Source organism: Streptomyces sp. NPDC107581, from assembly GCF_055657175.1.
This window is the reverse complement of sequence record NZ_JBVKBH010000001.1, coordinates 505,626-521,814: the sequence shown is the minus strand read 5'-3', so window position 1 is coordinate 521,814 and position 16,189 is coordinate 505,626. Positions and strand designations below refer to the sequence as shown.

Annotated in this window: 15 protein-coding genes and 1 pseudogene; 2 read left to right on the top strand and 14 right to left on the bottom strand. The window is 71.6% G+C overall.

Features of this window, described 5'->3' with window-relative positions; genetic code table 11:
- Nucleotides 1-9 precede the first annotated feature (9 nt).
- The 7 genes and pseudogenes from ACZ7P3_RS02370 to ACZ7P3_RS02340 all read right to left on the bottom strand — a co-directional run bounded on the left by ACZ7P3_RS02370 (nt 10) and on the right by ACZ7P3_RS02340 (nt 6,707).
- On the bottom strand, nt 10-1,266 hold the full coding sequence (locus tag ACZ7P3_RS02370) for an MFS transporter (protein WP_472078487.1): 1,257 nt from the start codon (nt 1,264-1,266) through the stop codon (nt 10-12).
- A complete protein-coding gene (locus ACZ7P3_RS02365; RefSeq protein ID WP_472078486.1) occupies nt 1,263-2,048 on the bottom strand; it encodes a hypothetical protein in 786 nt (261 codons plus the stop codon). Before ACZ7P3_RS02365 ends, ACZ7P3_RS02370 begins: the two co-directional genes overlap by 4 nt.
- A gap of 104 nt (nt 2,049-2,152) precedes the next feature.
- A complete protein-coding gene (locus ACZ7P3_RS02360) occupies nt 2,153-3,208 on the bottom strand; it encodes an alkaline phosphatase family protein (RefSeq protein ID WP_472078485.1) in 1,056 nt (351 codons plus the stop codon).
- Nucleotides 3,209-3,341: 133 nt separating this feature from the next.
- A complete protein-coding gene (locus ACZ7P3_RS02355) occupies nt 3,342-3,959 on the bottom strand; it encodes a transposase (protein ID WP_472078484.1) in 618 nt (205 codons plus the stop codon).
- Entirely contained in the window at nt 3,956-4,654 is a 699-nt protein-coding gene (locus ACZ7P3_RS02350) for a DAK2 domain-containing protein (protein ID WP_472078483.1), read from the bottom strand. Before ACZ7P3_RS02350 ends, ACZ7P3_RS02355 begins: the two co-directional genes overlap by 4 nt.
- Nucleotides 4,655-4,698: 44 nt before the next feature.
- A pseudogene (locus ACZ7P3_RS02345) lies at nt 4,699-5,695 on the bottom strand (dihydroxyacetone kinase subunit DhaK).
- 238 nt (nt 5,696-5,933) lie between these two features.
- Complete coding sequence (locus tag ACZ7P3_RS02340) at nt 5,934-6,707, bottom strand: IclR family transcriptional regulator (RefSeq protein ID WP_472078482.1); 774 nt, start codon at nt 6,705-6,707, stop codon at nt 5,934-5,936.
- 99 nt (nt 6,708-6,806) lie between these two features.
- On the opposite strand from ACZ7P3_RS02340, the gene ACZ7P3_RS02335 reads away from it, so the two are divergent.
- The gene (locus ACZ7P3_RS02335; protein ID WP_472078481.1) at nt 6,807-7,109 is read left to right on the top strand and encodes an HPr family phosphocarrier protein; all 303 of its coding nucleotides are present in this window, start codon (nt 6,807-6,809) and stop codon (nt 7,107-7,109) included.
- A 61-nt stretch (nt 7,110-7,170) separates the two neighbouring features.
- On the opposite strand, the gene ACZ7P3_RS02330 is transcribed toward ACZ7P3_RS02335, so the two are convergent.
- Entirely contained in the window at nt 7,171-8,244 is a 1,074-nt protein-coding gene (locus ACZ7P3_RS02330) for an aminotransferase class I/II-fold pyridoxal phosphate-dependent enzyme (RefSeq protein ID WP_472078480.1), read from the bottom strand.
- 98 nt (nt 8,245-8,342) lie between these two features.
- On the bottom strand, nt 8,343-9,623 hold the full coding sequence (gene eno / locus ACZ7P3_RS02325) for a phosphopyruvate hydratase (protein ID WP_472078479.1): 1,281 nt from the start codon (nt 9,621-9,623) through the stop codon (nt 8,343-8,345).
- A gap of 194 nt (nt 9,624-9,817) precedes the next feature.
- Here eno and clpX point away from each other — a divergent pair, with 194 nt between their 5' ends.
- On the top strand, nt 9,818-11,101 hold the full coding sequence (clpX, locus tag ACZ7P3_RS02320; protein WP_472078478.1) for an ATP-dependent Clp protease ATP-binding subunit ClpX: 1,284 nt from the start codon (nt 9,818-9,820) through the stop codon (nt 11,099-11,101).
- 140 nt (nt 11,102-11,241) lie between these two features.
- Here the strand turns inward: clpX and ACZ7P3_RS02315 are convergent, their stop codons facing one another.
- The 5 genes from ACZ7P3_RS02315 to ACZ7P3_RS02295 form a co-directional block, all read right to left on the bottom strand.
- Nucleotides 11,242-12,378, bottom strand: coding sequence for a diiron oxygenase (locus tag ACZ7P3_RS02315; RefSeq protein WP_472078477.1), 1,137 nt, complete (start codon nt 12,376-12,378; stop codon nt 11,242-11,244).
- 40 nt (nt 12,379-12,418) lie between these two features.
- On the bottom strand, nt 12,419-12,703 hold the full coding sequence (locus tag ACZ7P3_RS02310; protein WP_472078476.1) for a PqqD family protein: 285 nt from the start codon (nt 12,701-12,703) through the stop codon (nt 12,419-12,421).
- Complete coding sequence (locus ACZ7P3_RS02305) at nt 12,703-13,539, bottom strand: hypothetical protein (protein ID WP_472078475.1); 837 nt, start codon at nt 13,537-13,539, stop codon at nt 12,703-12,705. The genes ACZ7P3_RS02310 and ACZ7P3_RS02305 overlap by 1 nt, the downstream gene beginning before the upstream one ends.
- A 14-nt stretch (nt 13,540-13,553) precedes the next feature.
- Nucleotides 13,554-15,752, bottom strand: a complete 2,199-nt coding sequence (asnB, locus tag ACZ7P3_RS02300) for an asparagine synthase (glutamine-hydrolyzing) (RefSeq protein WP_472078474.1) — start codon at nt 15,750-15,752, stop codon at nt 13,554-13,556.
- A gap of 106 nt (nt 15,753-15,858) precedes the next feature.
- Entirely contained in the window at nt 15,859-16,047 is a 189-nt protein-coding gene (locus ACZ7P3_RS02295; protein ID WP_472078473.1) for a hypothetical protein, read from the bottom strand.
- Nucleotides 16,048-16,189 lie beyond the last annotated feature (142 nt).

Sequence of the window (16,189 nt, the reverse complement as noted above, 5' to 3'; positions counted from 1 at the left end):
CGCCGCGCCTCACGCCAGGTCGCGCATCCGGCGGATGGCGCTGGTCCACACGGCGAGCGGGGTCAGGAAGGCGAGGCCGCAGATCAGCCACAGCGCCTCCCGGTTGCCCAGGGCACTGGCCGTGGCGCCCGCGGTGAGCGCGCCGAACGGCACCGCACCCCAGGAGATGAACCGGACGGTGGCCATCACCCGGGGCAGCAGTTCGGGCGGGGTGACCGTCTGCCGGTGGGTGCGGGTGAGGATGCTGAGCACGACGATGGCGGAGCCGAAGCACACGTTCCCGACCGCGAACAGCAGCAGCCCCCAGCCGCTGCCCGCGAGCGGCATCAACAGCGCGGCGGACGCGCCGAACAGGGTGGAGACCAGGATGGTGCGGGCGCTGCCGAGGCGGCTCGCGAGCCGCGGGGTGAGCGTGGCGCCGAGGAGACTGCCGAGCCCCTCCGTGGCGATCAGCACACCCACGAGCCCCGCCGGTGCGTCGAGCGTGCGCACCAGGAAGACCGGGAGCAGCGCCATGTAGGCGCCGCAGGTGAAGTTGGCCAGTGTGGCGGCGGCGACGCAGGGGCGGATGACCGTGTGCCGGGTGACGAACCGCCAGCCTTCCTTGATCTGCCCCGCCATCGACTCGCTCCGCCCCTCCGGCCGGACGGGGACGGCCCGCGGCAGGCTGCGCAGCAGCACCGCGGAGACGACATAACTGACGACGTCGAAGACCAGGGTGAGGGCGCCGCCGAAGAGCTGGACGAACACACCGCCGAGCGAGGGCCCGCCCAGCTGGGTGGCCGACACCGAGGCGGAGGTCAGGCTGTTGCGGGCGGTCAGCTCCTCCTTGCTGACGATCGACGGCAGGAACGTGGAATTGCCCACGTCGAACACCACGGTCGCGAGCCCGATCACCAGGGCCACCAGGACCAGGTGGGCCAGGTGCAGCACGTCGAACGCGGCCGCCACCGGTACCGACAGCAGAGCGGCCGCCCGGACGAGGTCCATCGCGACCTGGGTGCCGCGCAGCGGCAGGCGCTGCACGATCACCCCGGCGGGCAGGCCGATCGCGATCCAGGCGGCATACTGGGCCGCGGTCAGGAAACTGACCTGGAGGCTGGAGGCGTGCAGCACACTGACGGCCACCAGGGGCAGGGCGACGGTCGTGACCGCGTCGCCGACGCTGCTGATCGTGGACGCCGTCCAGTACCGCCAGAACGCGGAGGCGGAGCGGGGCCGGTCCGCTGCCGTTTCGAGCGGGCCGACGTTCTGATGTGCCGTCAAGAGATCTCCACCTCCATGGTCAGATCCCGGCAGCGCTGGATGACGAGGTTCGCCCAGGCCTGGGGGTCGTCGAGGGAGAAGGCCCGCATGGTCTCCAGGGCCCAGTACTCCTCGAACGACAGTGCCTTGGGCCGGGCCTCGCGGAACCGGCGGGCTCGCCACTTCGGGGTGCGCGAGCCGAAGTTCCCCTCGCTCTCCAGCAGGGCGTCCACGGTGTGCCCGAGCGCCTTGCGGGCGGACAGCACCGCGCTGTCGAAGTCCCCGGCGGCCAGCTGGCCGACGGCGTCCTCGATGGAGGAGTCGGCCTCGGCGAGCGAGCGGGTGGTCACGAAGGCCCGGAAGGCGGAGTCCTCGACGCTGCGCCGGCACGCGTCGGCCCAGGCGGCTCCGCTGAGGGTGAGACAGGTGCTCATCCGCTCCAGGAACAGCTCCTCGGCGTCGATCAGCGCCTTGGCGGTGGAGCTGCCCGCCTCGAACTGCTCCCAGCTGACCTTGTCGATCATCTGCTGGACCTGGCCGTCCAGCCAGTACTTGATCTCCCAGCGGCGCCCGTCCACGTGCAGCACGGTCGTGGGGACGACACCGGGCTCCAGCGGCACGGGGATGGTGCGGGCGCTCTCGCCGGTCCACGGGGTGGAGGAGACGACGTTGAAGTCGTAGTCGCTGGTTTCGTTGGACCAGCCGCGGGCGACCGAACCCACGCAGCACACTGCGAGGCAGTCGGCCGGTATGAGCCCGCGGCGATCCATCTCCTCCAGGCAGCCGGTCAGGCTCGTACTCATCGCTCTACCTCCTGGGTGGGTTCTCGCCTCAGCGTTCAGCACAGCCGCTCGGACCGTCAACTGCCACGTGAGACAGGGTGTTCGGGTCTGCGCGACGGGCCGGATCAGCGCCACACGGCGAAGGGGGTGTCGGTCTCCTCGGGGGCGAAGGAGCCGTGGTCGTAGCGGTAGGCGGGATCGGTGAGGAACGTCTCGCCCTCGGCCACGAGCAGGACGTCGCCGACCCGGGCACGTGCGGCCGAGCCCGGTGGGAAGACCCGGTCCGAGGGCAGCACCCGCACATCGGCGGGCAGCACCTCGCGCAGTCGCGCGGACAGTGCGTCGCCGCCGTCCCGGCCCTCGGGATACAGCCATCGCATGCGTCCGGCGCCGCCCATCGTGAACCCGTGCCGCCGTCCCAGGTGGTCGAGAAGGTCCGCGAGGGCGGGGTCGTGCACCGTGGGCACCAGGCCGTGGTCGGCATGGGCCACCACCACGACGTCCCGCGCGGCCAGCGAGTCGGCGAACTCGCCCAGCGCGGTGAGGACTTCGGCGGTGTGGTCGTCGTAGCCGTGCCGGTGCACGTGCTGGTCGACCTCCACGTAGCACCACAGGAGACAGGGCTGCCGGGTGCCGTGCCGGGCGAGCGTGTCCTCGACCGCCGCGCGGACGCGCGCGGCCACCTCGGCGGGCGGCCGGGCGCGGTAGGCGCCGTCCTCGGTGTAGAAGGAGTTGCCCGGCACCGTGCGGGCGTGCGCCAGCAGGGCGTCGCGCCAGGCCGAGCCGTAGTGCTCCATGTCGCCGAGCACCGCGAGCGGCGTACGGCCGTGGCGGACCGCGTCGGAGAAGACGTTGTCGTCCGCGGGGGTCAGGCCGGCGCCGTGATAGTCGAGGAAGGTGACCAGTCCGGTGCCGCCCGAGGGCGCGGAGAAGACGACTCCGGGCACCGCGTGGTCGGCGACGGGCAGACCGGTCAGGGAACTGAGCCAGCAGGCGGAGGACGTGGTCGGCGCCACCGCACGCATCAGCCGGACGTCGGCCGACGGCCAGCAGGCCTGTGCCATGGGGAGGTTGACGCCGTCGAGCGCGAGCACGACGACGTGCCGTCCCGGGTTCTCGGCCATCACACGGTCCAGTCGGCCGCGGAAGTCGGTGAGGGACAGCGGTGGCGGGGCGTTCACCGGAGATCGACCACACTCTCTGTCGGACGTGCCCGGCCGGAACCGGCTCGGACGGGGCGCCGGACCGTGGCGGCGGTGAGGGGCGCTCCGGGCATCGTCGGCCGTGCCCGGAGCGCCCCGGACCGGAGGGCGTTCACTGGGCCCGGCGCAGTGCCTGGCCCGCGGCCTCGACCGGGGTGCGGGTCGGGCCGAACAGGCGGACCGTGAGGTCGCCCGGCTGGTGCAGCCGGATGCGGGGCTTGAGGCCCTCGCCGCGCCCCGGTGCCTGAGGGGTCCGGCCGACGGTGGGCGCGGTGCGGTTCAGCCGCTCCTCGGCCAGGGCGCCGATGATGTCGGCCCACTGCCGGGTGTGCCCCGGCATCTGCTGCCGGCGGGAGGACTCACGGATGCGGTCCCACAGACCGGCCTCGCTCCACTGGGTGAAACGGCGGTGGGTGTTCTGCCAGGACACGGTGAACGACTTCGGCAGCGCCCGCCAGGGCACCCCGCTCACCAGGACGTACACGATCGCCGCGAACATCGCCTCGTCGTCGGCGCGTTGGGTGCCGCCGCCCTGCGGCCGCGCCGCGGGGCGAGGCAGGTGCGGGCGGGCCAGCGGCCACAGCGCCATCGGGGCGAGCCAGGCGAAGCGGCCGGCGCCGGGCGTCGTGGCCTGCGTCTGCGGGTAGGGTGCCGGCGCCTCGGCAGGACGCGCGGCACCGAGAGCGGCCGCGCGGCGCAGCGGGGAGACGGTCTGCGGGTACCGGGTCACTTGGCCTCCAGGGCGCTCGCGAGGGCACGGAAGACCAGCGCGGTCGAGGCCGCGCCCGGATCCTGATGGCCGACACTGCGCAGGCCGAGATAGGAGGCACGGCCCCGGCGCGCCCGCATCGGCTCGGTGGCGCGTGCCCCTTCGGCGGCTGCGGCGGCCGCGGCCCGCGCGGAGGCCGCGAGGCCGCCGCCGGCCTCGGCCTCGCGGGCGAACGCGGCGGCGGCCGGCCCGTACGCGTCGTACATGGTCTTGTCGCCCGGCCCGGCGGCGCCCAGGCGCTGGATGCTGTCGCGGGCGGCGGCCAGCGCGGCCGCCAGCCGGCGGTCGTCGGTGTCGGCGGCGGTGTCGGTGTCGGCGGCGGTGTCGGTGTCGGCGTGGGGGTCGGCGTGGGGGTCGGGCCCGGGGGAGTCGAGGGCCTTGCCCAGGGCTCTGAAGGAGTTGCCGAACAGCGGTCCGGAAGCCCCGCCGATCGTCGAGATGAGGGTGTTGCCCGCGGAGACCAGAAGCTGTCCCGCCGTCACGTCGTCCGGTCCGCTCTCCTGGAGGGAGTGCGCCACGGCGGTGAATCCGCGCTGCATGTTGACGCCGTGGTCACCGTCGCCGATGGCCGCGTCCAGGTCCGTCAGCCGGTCCTTCTCCTGGTCGATGAGCAGGGCCGTCGTGCGCAGCCACTCACGTATCCGTGCGGGGTCCAACGGTCGTCCTCCCGTGCGTATGTGGTCGTCGGCTCATGTCACCCTCAGCAGCCCCAGCGCAGTGCCGGGGTGTTCACGGGTGCCGTCCAGAGGTCGAGCAGGTGGGTGTCGGCACGGCGGACGGTGATGGACACGCCTGCCATGTCCAGCGCGGTGACGTAGTTGCCGACCAGGGTGCGGGCGGGCGACAGACCGGTCGCGCCCGGTACGGCGGCGACCTCTCCCAGCACGATGTACAGCTCCTGCAGGGGTGTCGCCCCGAGCCCGTTGACCAGTACGAGGGATTCGGCCGGGCCCGGCGGGAGGTGGGCCAGAAGGACCTTCATGGCCTCCCCCCACCAGGTCGCGGGCGGGGCGCAGCGGCGTTCTGCGCAGTCCGGGCTCGCCGTGGATGCCCACTCCGAACTCGACCTCGTCCGGTCCGAGTCCGAAGCCGGGGCGGCCCACGGCGGGATGGGTGCAGGGGGCGAGGGCCGGCGCGATGGTGCGGGAGCCGGCGTTGACCCGCTCCCCCGTCCCGGCGACGGCGGCAAGGTCCGCGCCCCGCTCGGCCAGGGCGCCGCAGATCCGCTCGACGAAGACGGTGGCGCCGGTGCCGCGGCGGCCCAGGTCCTGGTCCGGACCGCCGGTGGCGGTGTCGTCGTCGACCACGACCGTCCGCACCTTCAGTCCCTCGTCGGCGGCCAGTTCGGCGGCCATGGCGAAGTTGAGTTGGTCGCCGCTGTAGTTCTTGACGATCTGCAGCACGCCGGCACCCGCGTCCGCGGCCCGCAGCGCGGCCAGGATCCGGTCCGGTGTGGGGGAGGTGAACACCTCGCCCGGCACGGCTGCGTCGAGCATGCCGGGCCCGACGAACCCTCCGCGTAACGGCTCGTGCCCCGATCCGCCGCCGGAGACGAGGCCGGCCTTGCCGGGCACCCGGCCCTGCGCGCGCGTGATCACCCGGGTCTCGGCGTCGATGCGCAGCCCGGGATGAGCGACGGCCATCCCGGAGAGCGTGTCGGACAACACGGTCTCGGCGCTGTTGATCAGCTTCTTCAGGACGGCCCCCTACCATGAGCGACCGCTCGCCCCGAGCGGTCGTCAGATCCGCGGACGCCAGATCACGACGAATGCGGTTCCTGAACAACTCCCCATACGCTCAGAACGCCGTTCTCCATCGCTGAACGCATACCTGAAAGTTAGGTTTTCGTAACCCCGCGTGTCAAGGGATGTCCATGTCTCGAACCACCGCGGTTTGTGCTGGTGGGCGGCGGAGTTGAAGGGAGAGAAGCCGCGTTCAGTACGCGGTCTGGCGGCCGCCGACGCGGAACGCGCCCAGTTCGCGCGAGAGGTTGCGCGCCGTCTCGCGCGTCGCGATCGCGTGTGCTTCGCGGTTCGGCTCCGCGAGCAGCCGCTCGACCGGCCCGACCAGCCCCATGGCGCCCGCGACGGCCCCGGTGCCGTCGAAGACGGGCGCCGCGATGCCGGCGTCCCCCAGGGTCGACTCCTGGCTCTCCACGGCATAGCCGACCTCTCGGGCCAGCTCCAGCTGGGCGGTCAGCTCGGCCGGTCCGGTCACGGTCCGGCCGGTGAGTGCGCCCAGGGGGCCGGCCAGGGCGCGTTCGCGCACCTCGGGGGCGGAGAAGGCCACGATGGCCTTGCCCAGGGCGCTTGCGTTCCAGGGCAGCGTGGCTCCGGTCTCCAGCGCCTGCACCCCGCCCTGCGGGCGCAGCGCGTGATGGACGACCATCACCTCGTTCCTGACCAGCACACCCACCCAGACGGCCTCATCGCTCCGGGCGGCCAGCAGATCGGACCAGGTCACGGAGCGGGTGCGCAGCTCGTGCATGTCCAGGTAGGCGTTGCCGAAGGTGACCAGGGCCGGACCGAGGCGGTACTTGCCGGACTCGGGGTCCTGCCCCACCAGGCCCTCGGACTCGAGGGTGCGCAGCAGGCCGTGGACAGCCGACTTCGATACGCCGATGCGCTCGGCGAGCTCGGTGACGCCCAGCCGCGGCGCGGCCGTCAGCTCCCGCAGGATGCGGACGGCACGCTTGACCGACTCAACCACCAGGCTCTTCCTCAAGATTCGGTATGTGTTCTGTATTGCTGAACCACGTTCGGATATCTAGGCCAGCTGTTCATGAACCCGTTCGTTGGCATCGTTCTGGTGTCACACAGCGTAGAGCTAGCTGCCGGGGTGGCAGAGCTGGTCGGACAGATCGGGTCGGAGAGCGTGCCGGTTGCCGTTGCGGGAGGCAACGACCACGGCGGGCTGGGCACCAGCTCCGCCGCACCGCGCTTCGCCAGTGCCGTCCGGATCGAGTGCCGGGGACGCTCGGCGGCGGCGACGAGCGTACTGGCCCTCATGGCGCTCGGCGCCACCGCGGGCAGCACCGTGGAGGTGACGGCCGAGGGCCCCGACGCTTTGCAGGCCGCCGCCGCGCCGGCCGGGGTCCTCGCCGCGGAGTAGCCCGAGCGGTCCCGCCGGTGTGCCGTCGGTCCGTCAGGCCGGCAGGCCTGCCGGGCTGCCGTCAGTCCACTGGGCGGGCCGCCGTGCGGGCCAGGCGTGATTCCAGTTCGGCCAGCCGGTGTGGCGCCAGCGGCACACTGATCCGGCCGACCGAGGTGAGGGCACCGGTCCGGGCCGACCACACCGGCTGCACCTTGCCCTGGATGCCACGCGAGGCGAGCGACTCCACCGCCTCCTGCGGCTCCTTCGGGAAGAGCACGTAGGGCAGCCCGTCCGCCGCCGCGACCGGCTCCGGCACCCCGGCGGCCGCCAGGAGGTCACGCACGTGCGGTTTGTTCCGCGCGATCCGGGCCCGCAGCCCGGAAGCCACGTCGCCGAGCCCGAGGACACGGCGTCCGATGCGCAGCGACAGCGAGGACGCGCCGAGCGGCGCCACCGCGCCGCGCACCGCCCCGGTCAGGGCGGCGGACGCCACGCAGTAGCCGAGACGCACTCCGCCGAGGCCGTAGGCCTTGGACAGTCCGCGCACCACGATCAGGTTGGACACCTCCGCGGCGAGGTTCGCCGCGCTGAACTCCGGGGGGCAGTAGTTGGCGTTGGACTCGTCCACCAGCACCACCGCGCCCCGGTCCGCCGCTGCCCTGCACAGCTCGCGCACCGCGTCGAGACCGGCGAAACGGTCGTCGGCGAGCGCAGGGCGCTCCAGGAGCAGGACGTCGCCGGGCGGTCCGGAGCCGAAGGGCACACAGCGGCCGCCCGCCCTGGCCACCCAGTGCGGGTGGTCGGGGTAGACGTCGGTCACGGCCTCCACCGTTGCGCCCGCGGCCAGCAGGCTCAGGTCGTGCAGCAGCGGACCGACACCGGCGCCGCACGTCACCGAGGCGGTCCAGCCGGGCCGCCCGAAGAAGTCGGCGACCACGGGGCCGAGCGCGCCCTCGCCGTAGGGGTCCTTGACCATGTAGTCACCGGCGTACGGCAGTGCCTCGGCCACCTCGGCGGTCAGCTCGTCCGCCACGGCCGCCATGAGGTCCGCACCCAGGAGGTCCCGTTCGTCCTGGGTCCAGGCGAGGTTGAGCAGGTCCGAGCCGTCGGACAGGTCGCTCAGCTTCTCGTACGAGCCGATGGCGAGGGACATGGGCGGGAGTCGCCTTCCGGTGCGGTGACGGCACGGGGCGGGCGCACACTGCGCCCGCCCCGGAGGCTGGTCGTGAAGGAGAAGGAGGAGGACCGGCGTCAGCGCACCCGCAGCACGCTGCTGCCCGGGTAGACGGCCTGCGAACCCAGTTCCTCTTCGATCCGGATGAGCTGGTTGTACTTGGACGTGCGGTCCGAGCGGGACAGCGAACCGGTCTTGATCTGACCGCAGTTGGTGGCCACCGCCAGGTCGGCGATCGTGGTGTCCTCGGTCTCGCCGGACCGGTGCGACATCACCGCGGTATAGCCGGCCTTGTGCGCGGTCTCCACGGTGGTGAGGGTCTCGGTGAGCGAACCGATCTGGTTGACCTTGACCAGGATGGAGTTGGCGTAGCCGTCGCGGATGCCGTCCTTCAGCCGGTCGACGTTGGTGCAGAAGACGTCGTCGCCGGTGAGCTGGATCTTGCCGCCCAGCTCGCGGGTGACCTGCTTCCACCCGTCGATGTCGTCCTCGGCCATCGCGTCCTCGATGGAGGCGATCGGGTAGCGGGAGACGAGCTCGGCGAGGTAGGCGATGTGCTCCTCGACCGAGCGCTTGACGCCCTCGCCCGCGTAGTCGTACACCCCGTCGTGGAAGAACTCCGAGGTGGCCGGGTCGAGCACGAGGACGATGTCCTCGCCCGGGGTGTAGCCCGTCCGCTCGATGGCACGGACCACGAAGCTCAGGGCCTCGTCGGCGGAGCGCAGGTTGGGCGCGAAGCCGCCCTCGTCGCCGACGTTGGTGTTGTGGCCGGCCTCGGCCAGGGCCTTGCGCAGGGTGTGGAAGACCTCGGAGCCCATCCGCACGGCCTCGGCGAAGTTCGCCGCGCCGATCGGCGCGATCATGAACTCCTGGAAGTCGATCGGGTTGTCGGCGTGGGCGCCGCCGTTGACGATGTTCATCATCGGTACCGGCAGGGTGCGGGCACCGACGCCGCCGACGTAGCGGTACAGCGGCAGCCGGTGGGCCGCGGCGGCCGCCTTGACCGTGGCGAGGGAGACGCCGAGGATCGCGTTGGCGCCGAAGGCGCCCTTGTTGGGCGTGGCGTCCAGCTTGATCATCGTCTCGTCGACGAGGGACTGGTCCTCCGCCTCGAGGCCGCGCAGTGCCTCGGCGATCGGCCCGTTGACCGCGTCGACGGCCTTGCGCACGCCCTTGCCGTGGAACCGGGAGGTGTCGCCGTCGCGCAGCTCGACGGCCTCATTGGCGCCGGTCGACGCGCCGGAGGGCACCGCGGCACGGCCGAACGAGCCGTCTTCGAGGGTGACATCGACCTCGACGGTGGGATTGCCACGGCTGTCGACGATTTCACGTGCTACGACTCGGGATACCGCGGTCATGTGACTCCTCGGACGCATTGATTAACTCGGCCCCATCCTGCCAGAGTTACGCCAGCCGTGCGACTGACGTCTCACTATTCGCAACCCGGCCTTGCCGATTGAGCTGCCCCCTTCTCAATTGATCGGTGTTACTCGGCGGTTGGGTAAGTTCCGTGCATCGAGCTTTTCGCGAACCGTATGAAGGAGTTCACCCAATGGCGGCTGTCGGCATCCGTGGTTCTCAAATCACGTGCTCGTTCTGCGAGAAGAGACAAGAGGAAGTCTTGAAGATTGTCTCCGGACCGGGCGTGCACATCTGCGACGGCTGTGTCGACCTGTGTGCGGAAGTGGTCGCGGAAGCGAGAAACGGGGGGCAAAAGGCGGGTCTCGTCGGCGGGCTTCCGAAGCCACGTGAGATACGGGCATTCCTGGACACTTATGTAGTGGGTCAGGAGCGGGCCAAGAAGTCGCTTTCGGTCGCCGTCTACAACCATTACAAGCGGGTGCGCGGTACGGCCGCGGGCGACGACGACGATGTCGAACTGGCCAAGTCCAACATCCTGCTGCTGGGCCCCACCGGCTCGGGAAAGACCCTGCTCACCCAGACCTTGGCCCGGATTCTCGACGTCCCGTTCGCCATCGCCGACGCCACCGGACTCACCGAGGCGGGCTATGTGGGCGAGGACGTGGACGCACTGCTGATGAAGCTGATCCAGGCCGCCGACCACGACCCGCGCAGGGCGGAGACCGGCATCGTCTACATCGACGAGATCGACAAGATCGCCCGCCGGGGCGACGGTCCGGCTGTCTCACGTGATGTCTCCGGCGAGGGTGTGCAGCAGGCCCTGCTGAAGGTGCTGGAGGGTTCGGTGGTGACGGTCGCCCCGCCGGGGCGGGGGACCGGCGCGGTCGCGGGCAGCCGCAGCCGCACCGCCCAGGAGGGCATCCAGATCGACACCTCGCACATCCTCTTCATCGTCGGCGGTGCCTTCGCGGGACTGGAGAAGATCATCGAAGCGCGGACCGGGGCCAAGGGCATCGGCTTCGGCGGCAGCGTCCGGTCCCGGCAGGAGGCCGCGGCGGACGACCTCTTCGACCGGGTGACGCCCGAGGACCTGGTGAAGTTCGGGATGATCCCGGAGCTGATCGGCCGGCTGCCGATGGTCACCTCGGTGGCGCAGCTGGACCGGGACGCCCTGCTGCGCATCCTCACCGAGCCGAAGAACGCGCTGGTGCGCCAGTACCGCAGGCTGTTCCAGCTGGACGGCGTGGAACTGGTCTTCGAGGCCGGGACACTGGAGGCGGTGGCCGACCAGGCGATCAGCCGGGGCACCGGCGCGCGCGGTCTGCGCGCCATCCTCGACGAGGCGCTGATGTCGGTGATGTACGACGTGCCGTCGCTGGAGGACGTGGTGCGGGTGACCGTGACCGAGCGGACCGTCCTGAAGGGCGAGGAGCCGCTGCTGACCCGCAAGAACGCCTCGGCGGCCGCCCGCTGACGCGAACGGGTGCCGGACGGCTTCACCGTACGGCACAGGTGTGACGGCCGGGCCGGGGAGCACATCGCCCGGCCCCGCCCGTCGGTCCGTACGTCAGGGAAGGGCGTCCGGCGCGGCACAGGGGCCCGCACCGGCCCGCCTCAGTCGAGCAGGCCGTACGCCGCCAGTTCGTCCCGTGCCGCGGTGCTCTCGAAGGCGCCGAGTTCCCGGAAGTAGCGCCGGGTCTGCTGCGAGGTGGCACGGGCGTGCTCGCCCAGCACCTCGGGCGTGTACACCTCGGCGACCACCTGCTCGACCTCGTCCCTCTTCAGCCCGTAACCGGCGAGTTCCTCGCGCAGCGCGTCGAGGTCGGGCCGCAGGAAGGCGTCCATCAGCGCCGGCACCAGCCGGCCGGCCGTCCTGCGCTCCGCCGGTTCGAGGTGGGCCCACAGCCGGTGCAGGAAGTGTGCGAAGTAGGCGTGATGGCGGCCCTCGTCGACGGCGTGGTCGCGGATCGTGCCGGTGACGGCCGGGGCGACCGCGTCGCGCTGCGGCACCTCGGCGAGGCTCGCGGAGATCAGGGTCTCCGAGACGATCACGAACAGCAGCTCGGCCAGCGGCCGGTCGGCGGCCGGCAGATCGGCCAGCAGTTCGTCCAGGCGGCGCAGGAAGAAGGGCTCGTCGGGCAGTCGGGCGGCCGTTCCGGTGACCCTGTGCACCTGGGCCGCGAGATCCGCGGAGAACAGCGCGTGGTACGCCTCGTCGCAGTACATCTTGTAGGCGTCGAGGCGCATCTCCTCGGGCACCGGCACGCTCACCGAACCGCGCGCGATACCGAGCACCGTGCGGTTGACGACCAGGTACTCGAGCTTCGCGGTGAAGTCCAGGTACCGGTAGAGGTGCTGGACCAGCACCTCGTCGAACTGCTGCGCGGGCAGCGCGCGGACCAGGGGGTGCCGGGTGACCGGCACCAGGTCGGGCGGGAACAGCCAGGGTGCCCGACCGCCGTCCCGGGCGTCGGCGTCGAGCAGCCGCCGGGGTGCGCTGCGCACGCTGGAGCGCTCGTACCAGCTGCGGAAGGGGCTGCGGTACGGCGCGGGCCCGGCACCGTCAGCGGCCCGGGCGGCACCGCCGGCACCGAGGACACCGCCGGTCTGGCCGGTCTCGGCGGACCCGGAGGCCGCGTCGGTCTCGTCGCCCTCCGCCTCCTCCGCATCCGGCGAGGGTGCGCGCAGCAGGCGCCGGGGACAGTACGACAGGGCCGAGCAGCCGACGAACATTCCTACGGTCCCACACATGCCATGCCCTTCCCGGCACGGCCACCGCGCGCGAGCGCGGTCACGCCACGACCTCCACGACTCCGTGCCCGAGCAGCTGGACGGCGAAGTCCACGGTGTCGGTGGTCGCCTCGTCGACCGGGACCCCGTACTCCTCCGCGAGCCCGGCCGCCACCTGGCTCAGCGTCGAAGTGCCGTCGATGCGGCGGAAGATGGCCTGTGCGACCTCGTCCAGCTCCAGGGCCTGGTCCTGGACCGCTATGTACAACTTGCCGCGGTACTTGCGGGTACGCGCCTCCATGCGGCGGCGCACCACGCTGCCCGGCTGCAACTCCGTATCGGCCATCAGTGAATCTCCACGTCGATCGACAGATCTCTGCACAGCTGCACGACCCGGGTCACCCAGACCCCGGGCCGGTCCTGGGGGAGGTCGCGCATGGTCTCCACCGCCCAGTAGTCCTCGTACGACAGCTGCCGGGGCCGTACCTCGTGGAAGCGCCGGGCCCGCCACTTGGGTATGCGGGAGCCGAACGCCCCCTGGCTCTCCAGCAGTGCGTCCACCACGTGCCCGAACGCCTTGCGGGCCGACAGCACGGCACTGTCGGTGTCGTCGGCGGCCAGCTGCCCGAGGGCGTCCTCGATCGAGGCGTCGGCCTCGGCGAGCGAACGCGTCGTCACGAACGCCCGGAAGGCGGTCGCGTCGAGTTCCAGCCGCCGGCCGCGGACCCACCAGGTGCCGCTGAGCGTGAGGCAGGTGACCAGCCGCTCCAGGAAGAGCTCCTCGGTCTCGGTCAGCACGTCGGACGCGACGGTGCGCTCCTCGAACCGCTCCCAGGACACCTTGGCCAGCATCTGGTCGACCTGGGTGTCGAGCCAGTACTTGACCTCCCAGCGGCGTCCGTCGACGTACTCCACCACCGCGGGCACCGAAGCCGGCCGCAGGGGCACCGGGATGGTGCGTACGGCCGGACCGTGCCAGGGTCCGGCGGCGACCACGTTGAAGTCGTAGTCGCTGCCGTCGTTCGCCCAGCCGCGGGCGACGGACCCCACACAGGTCACGGCGAGGTGGTCGGCGGGCAGCAGCCCGATGTCCTCCAGTCCCTCCAGGCAGCCGAGCAGGCCCGCCTTCACCGCCGGTGCTTCCCAGGGGCCGTGCACCAGGGTGGCGTCGGGATCCTTCACCGGGCCACGCCCCGTCATTCCGCGCGGACCACCGACGACAGCAGTCCCAGCTCCACGGCCTCGGAGACCAGCGGGGCCACGGCGGCGGCGTCGATGCCGAGCCCGGCGACCAGCTCGCCGTACGGCTGCTTGCCGTCCAGGGCGTGCAGGAACCGCAGCCAGTCGGGGTTCTCCAGCTCGTCCAGCACGTACTCGATGCTGCCGTCGACCACGAGGTACCACACGGCGGGCTCGTCGGCGGAGTGCAGCAGCAGGACGTTCTCGGGGAGTTCCAGCACCTGCTCCGGCGTGATGTCCCGGTGGTGCACCACTCGCGCCTCGACGGCCTCCCGCTCGGCCGCCCAGTCGGTCACCGGGACGCCCTGCGGCACCGGCGCCCTGCGGGACTCGACGTGCGGGGTGGGCAGATCGTGCGTCATCCGCTCCAGCAGGCCGAGGTTGACCACGCGCAGCAGAAGCTCCACATGGCCGGCCGACGGGTCGTTCTCCAGGCGGCGCAGCTGGGCGCGGGCCTGGTCGGCGTCCACGTGGTGGCGGGCCGCCTCGGAGCTGAGCGCCTCCTCCAGCAGCTGGTCGCCGTTCTGGGCCAGCATCCGCAGGAAGGTGCGATAGGTGTGGTGCTCGCCGCTGCCGTAGAAGAAGGGGCCCTTGGGGCGGTTGACCATCTCGGTCGGCAGGACGCCCACCATGGCGCGGCGCAGGATCTGCTTGTCCCACACCAGGCTCGCCCGCAGCGGCTCCGGCACCGCCGCCACCAGCTCGATCAGCCGGTGGTCGAGGAAGGGCACCCGGGCCTCGATGCCGTTGCCCGCCGCGGTGCGGTCCTCGTGCCAGCAGTTGTAGAGCTGCACATCGCGGTACTTCCAGCGGAACAGTTCCGCGTACGGGTCGTTCGCCGGGCGGGCCGCCGCCTCGCGCAGATAGCGGGCGCTGACCATCGAACGGCCGGCTCCGTCCCACCAGGCGCCGAGGTCGGGGCGCACGGCGCGGTCCCGGGCGGCGCCGAGGCCGGCGACGTTGCGCACGAAGTCGGGCCACTCGCCGCCCTCGGCCATGGTCTTGGAGTAGCCGCCGTTGAACTCGTCGGCACCGCCGCCCAGCAGCATGGCCTTGATCTCGGGCGCGTGGGCGCCGACGTAGCGGTACATCTCGTACTTGTAGAACGTCTCGGGACCCGCGAGCGGCGTCTCCAGCAGCCACAGGTGCCGCTTCCACTCCTCGGCCGAGGGGGTCTGCGCGGTGTCCAGCAGCACCTGGTGGTTGTGCAGGCCCAGGACACCGGCGATGTGGTGCGCGGACTCCGCGTCGCCGTTGGCGAGGGTGCTGCCGTTGAGCGCGGTGAACGTACGCGGCTTGAGGGAGGCGAGTGCCCCCACGGCCGCCGAGTCGATGCCGCCGCTCAGGAACAGCCCGATCTCGACGTCCGCCATCTGGCAGTCCTGGACGCTCTCGGCCAGGATCCGGCCGTAGTCGGCGACGAGCTGGGACTCGGAGGCCGCCGCGTCTCCCTCGAAGGAGGGGAAGTCCCAGTAGCGGTGGGTGGACCTGGAGCCGTCGGTGAGGTCGAGCGTGACGATCGACGCGGCGGGCACCAGCTCGATGTCCTTGAACCAGGAGTGGGCCGGGCTGTCGTCGGTCACCGGTGCCATGCTGAGCAGCTGGTCGCTCAGTGCCGTGCCCCAGTCGAGCTCGCGCGGGCAGTCGGGGTCCTCGAAGAGCGCCTTGATCTCGGAGGCGAAGACGACCCGTTCGCGGTTGAGGTGGTAGAAGAGCGGCTTGACGCCGAACCGGTCGCGGGCGAACACCAGACGGTCGCGGTCGCGGTCCCACAGCACCAGCGAGAACATGCCGCGCACCCGGTCGAGGAAGCGCAGACCGTCGCGGCGATAGAGATGGAGCAGCACCTCGCAGTCGGAGCGGGTGCGCAGCCGGGTGCCGGCGGGCAGACCGGCCGCCAGCTCACGATGGTTGTAGATCTCGCCGTTGGCGATGAGCACCAGGGAGCCGTCGTCCGTCGCGAGCGGCTGGGCGCCGCCCTCCGGGTCGACCAGGGAGAGCCGGACGAAGCCGAGCCCCAGCGGGCCGGAGCGGAAGTAGGTCTCGTCGTCAGGGCCCCGGTGAGCCACCGCGCGTGCCATCCGGCGGAGCAGGGCGTCCGCTTCCTCCCCCACGGGACGGCCGTCGACCCGAGCAATGCCGGACAGGCCACACATACCTCTACCTCGCTCGCTGCGGAGACTGGATTCACGCCGGGATCGGTGCCGGGCATGCCGCGCCCGGCCGGTGCCGGGCGCGGCAAGCAGTGGCGTCCGAGAACACTCAGACGACCATCTTCAGAACGGTGCCGGAGGTGACCTCCTTGGCAGCCGGCTTGGTGTACTTGCGCATTGCATTCACCTCCCCTGTGAAATCATCGGGAGTGGTGACGGCGAGAAAGTCGCCATCGCGATTCCCGGTTTCCGACAACGGGAATGCAACAAGCCGCTCGGTGGCCCCGTCAAGGTCCACATGAGACAGTCAACTGTTCAACTGGGCCGGGCGAGTTGACGTTCTCGCAGGTGAGCCCCCATTCCGGCGGGACGTTCCGGCTCCGGCGCCCGTGGGAAAACGAGCACGACGTGAGACAAGTTCGTGATTGCCGACCCCCGAC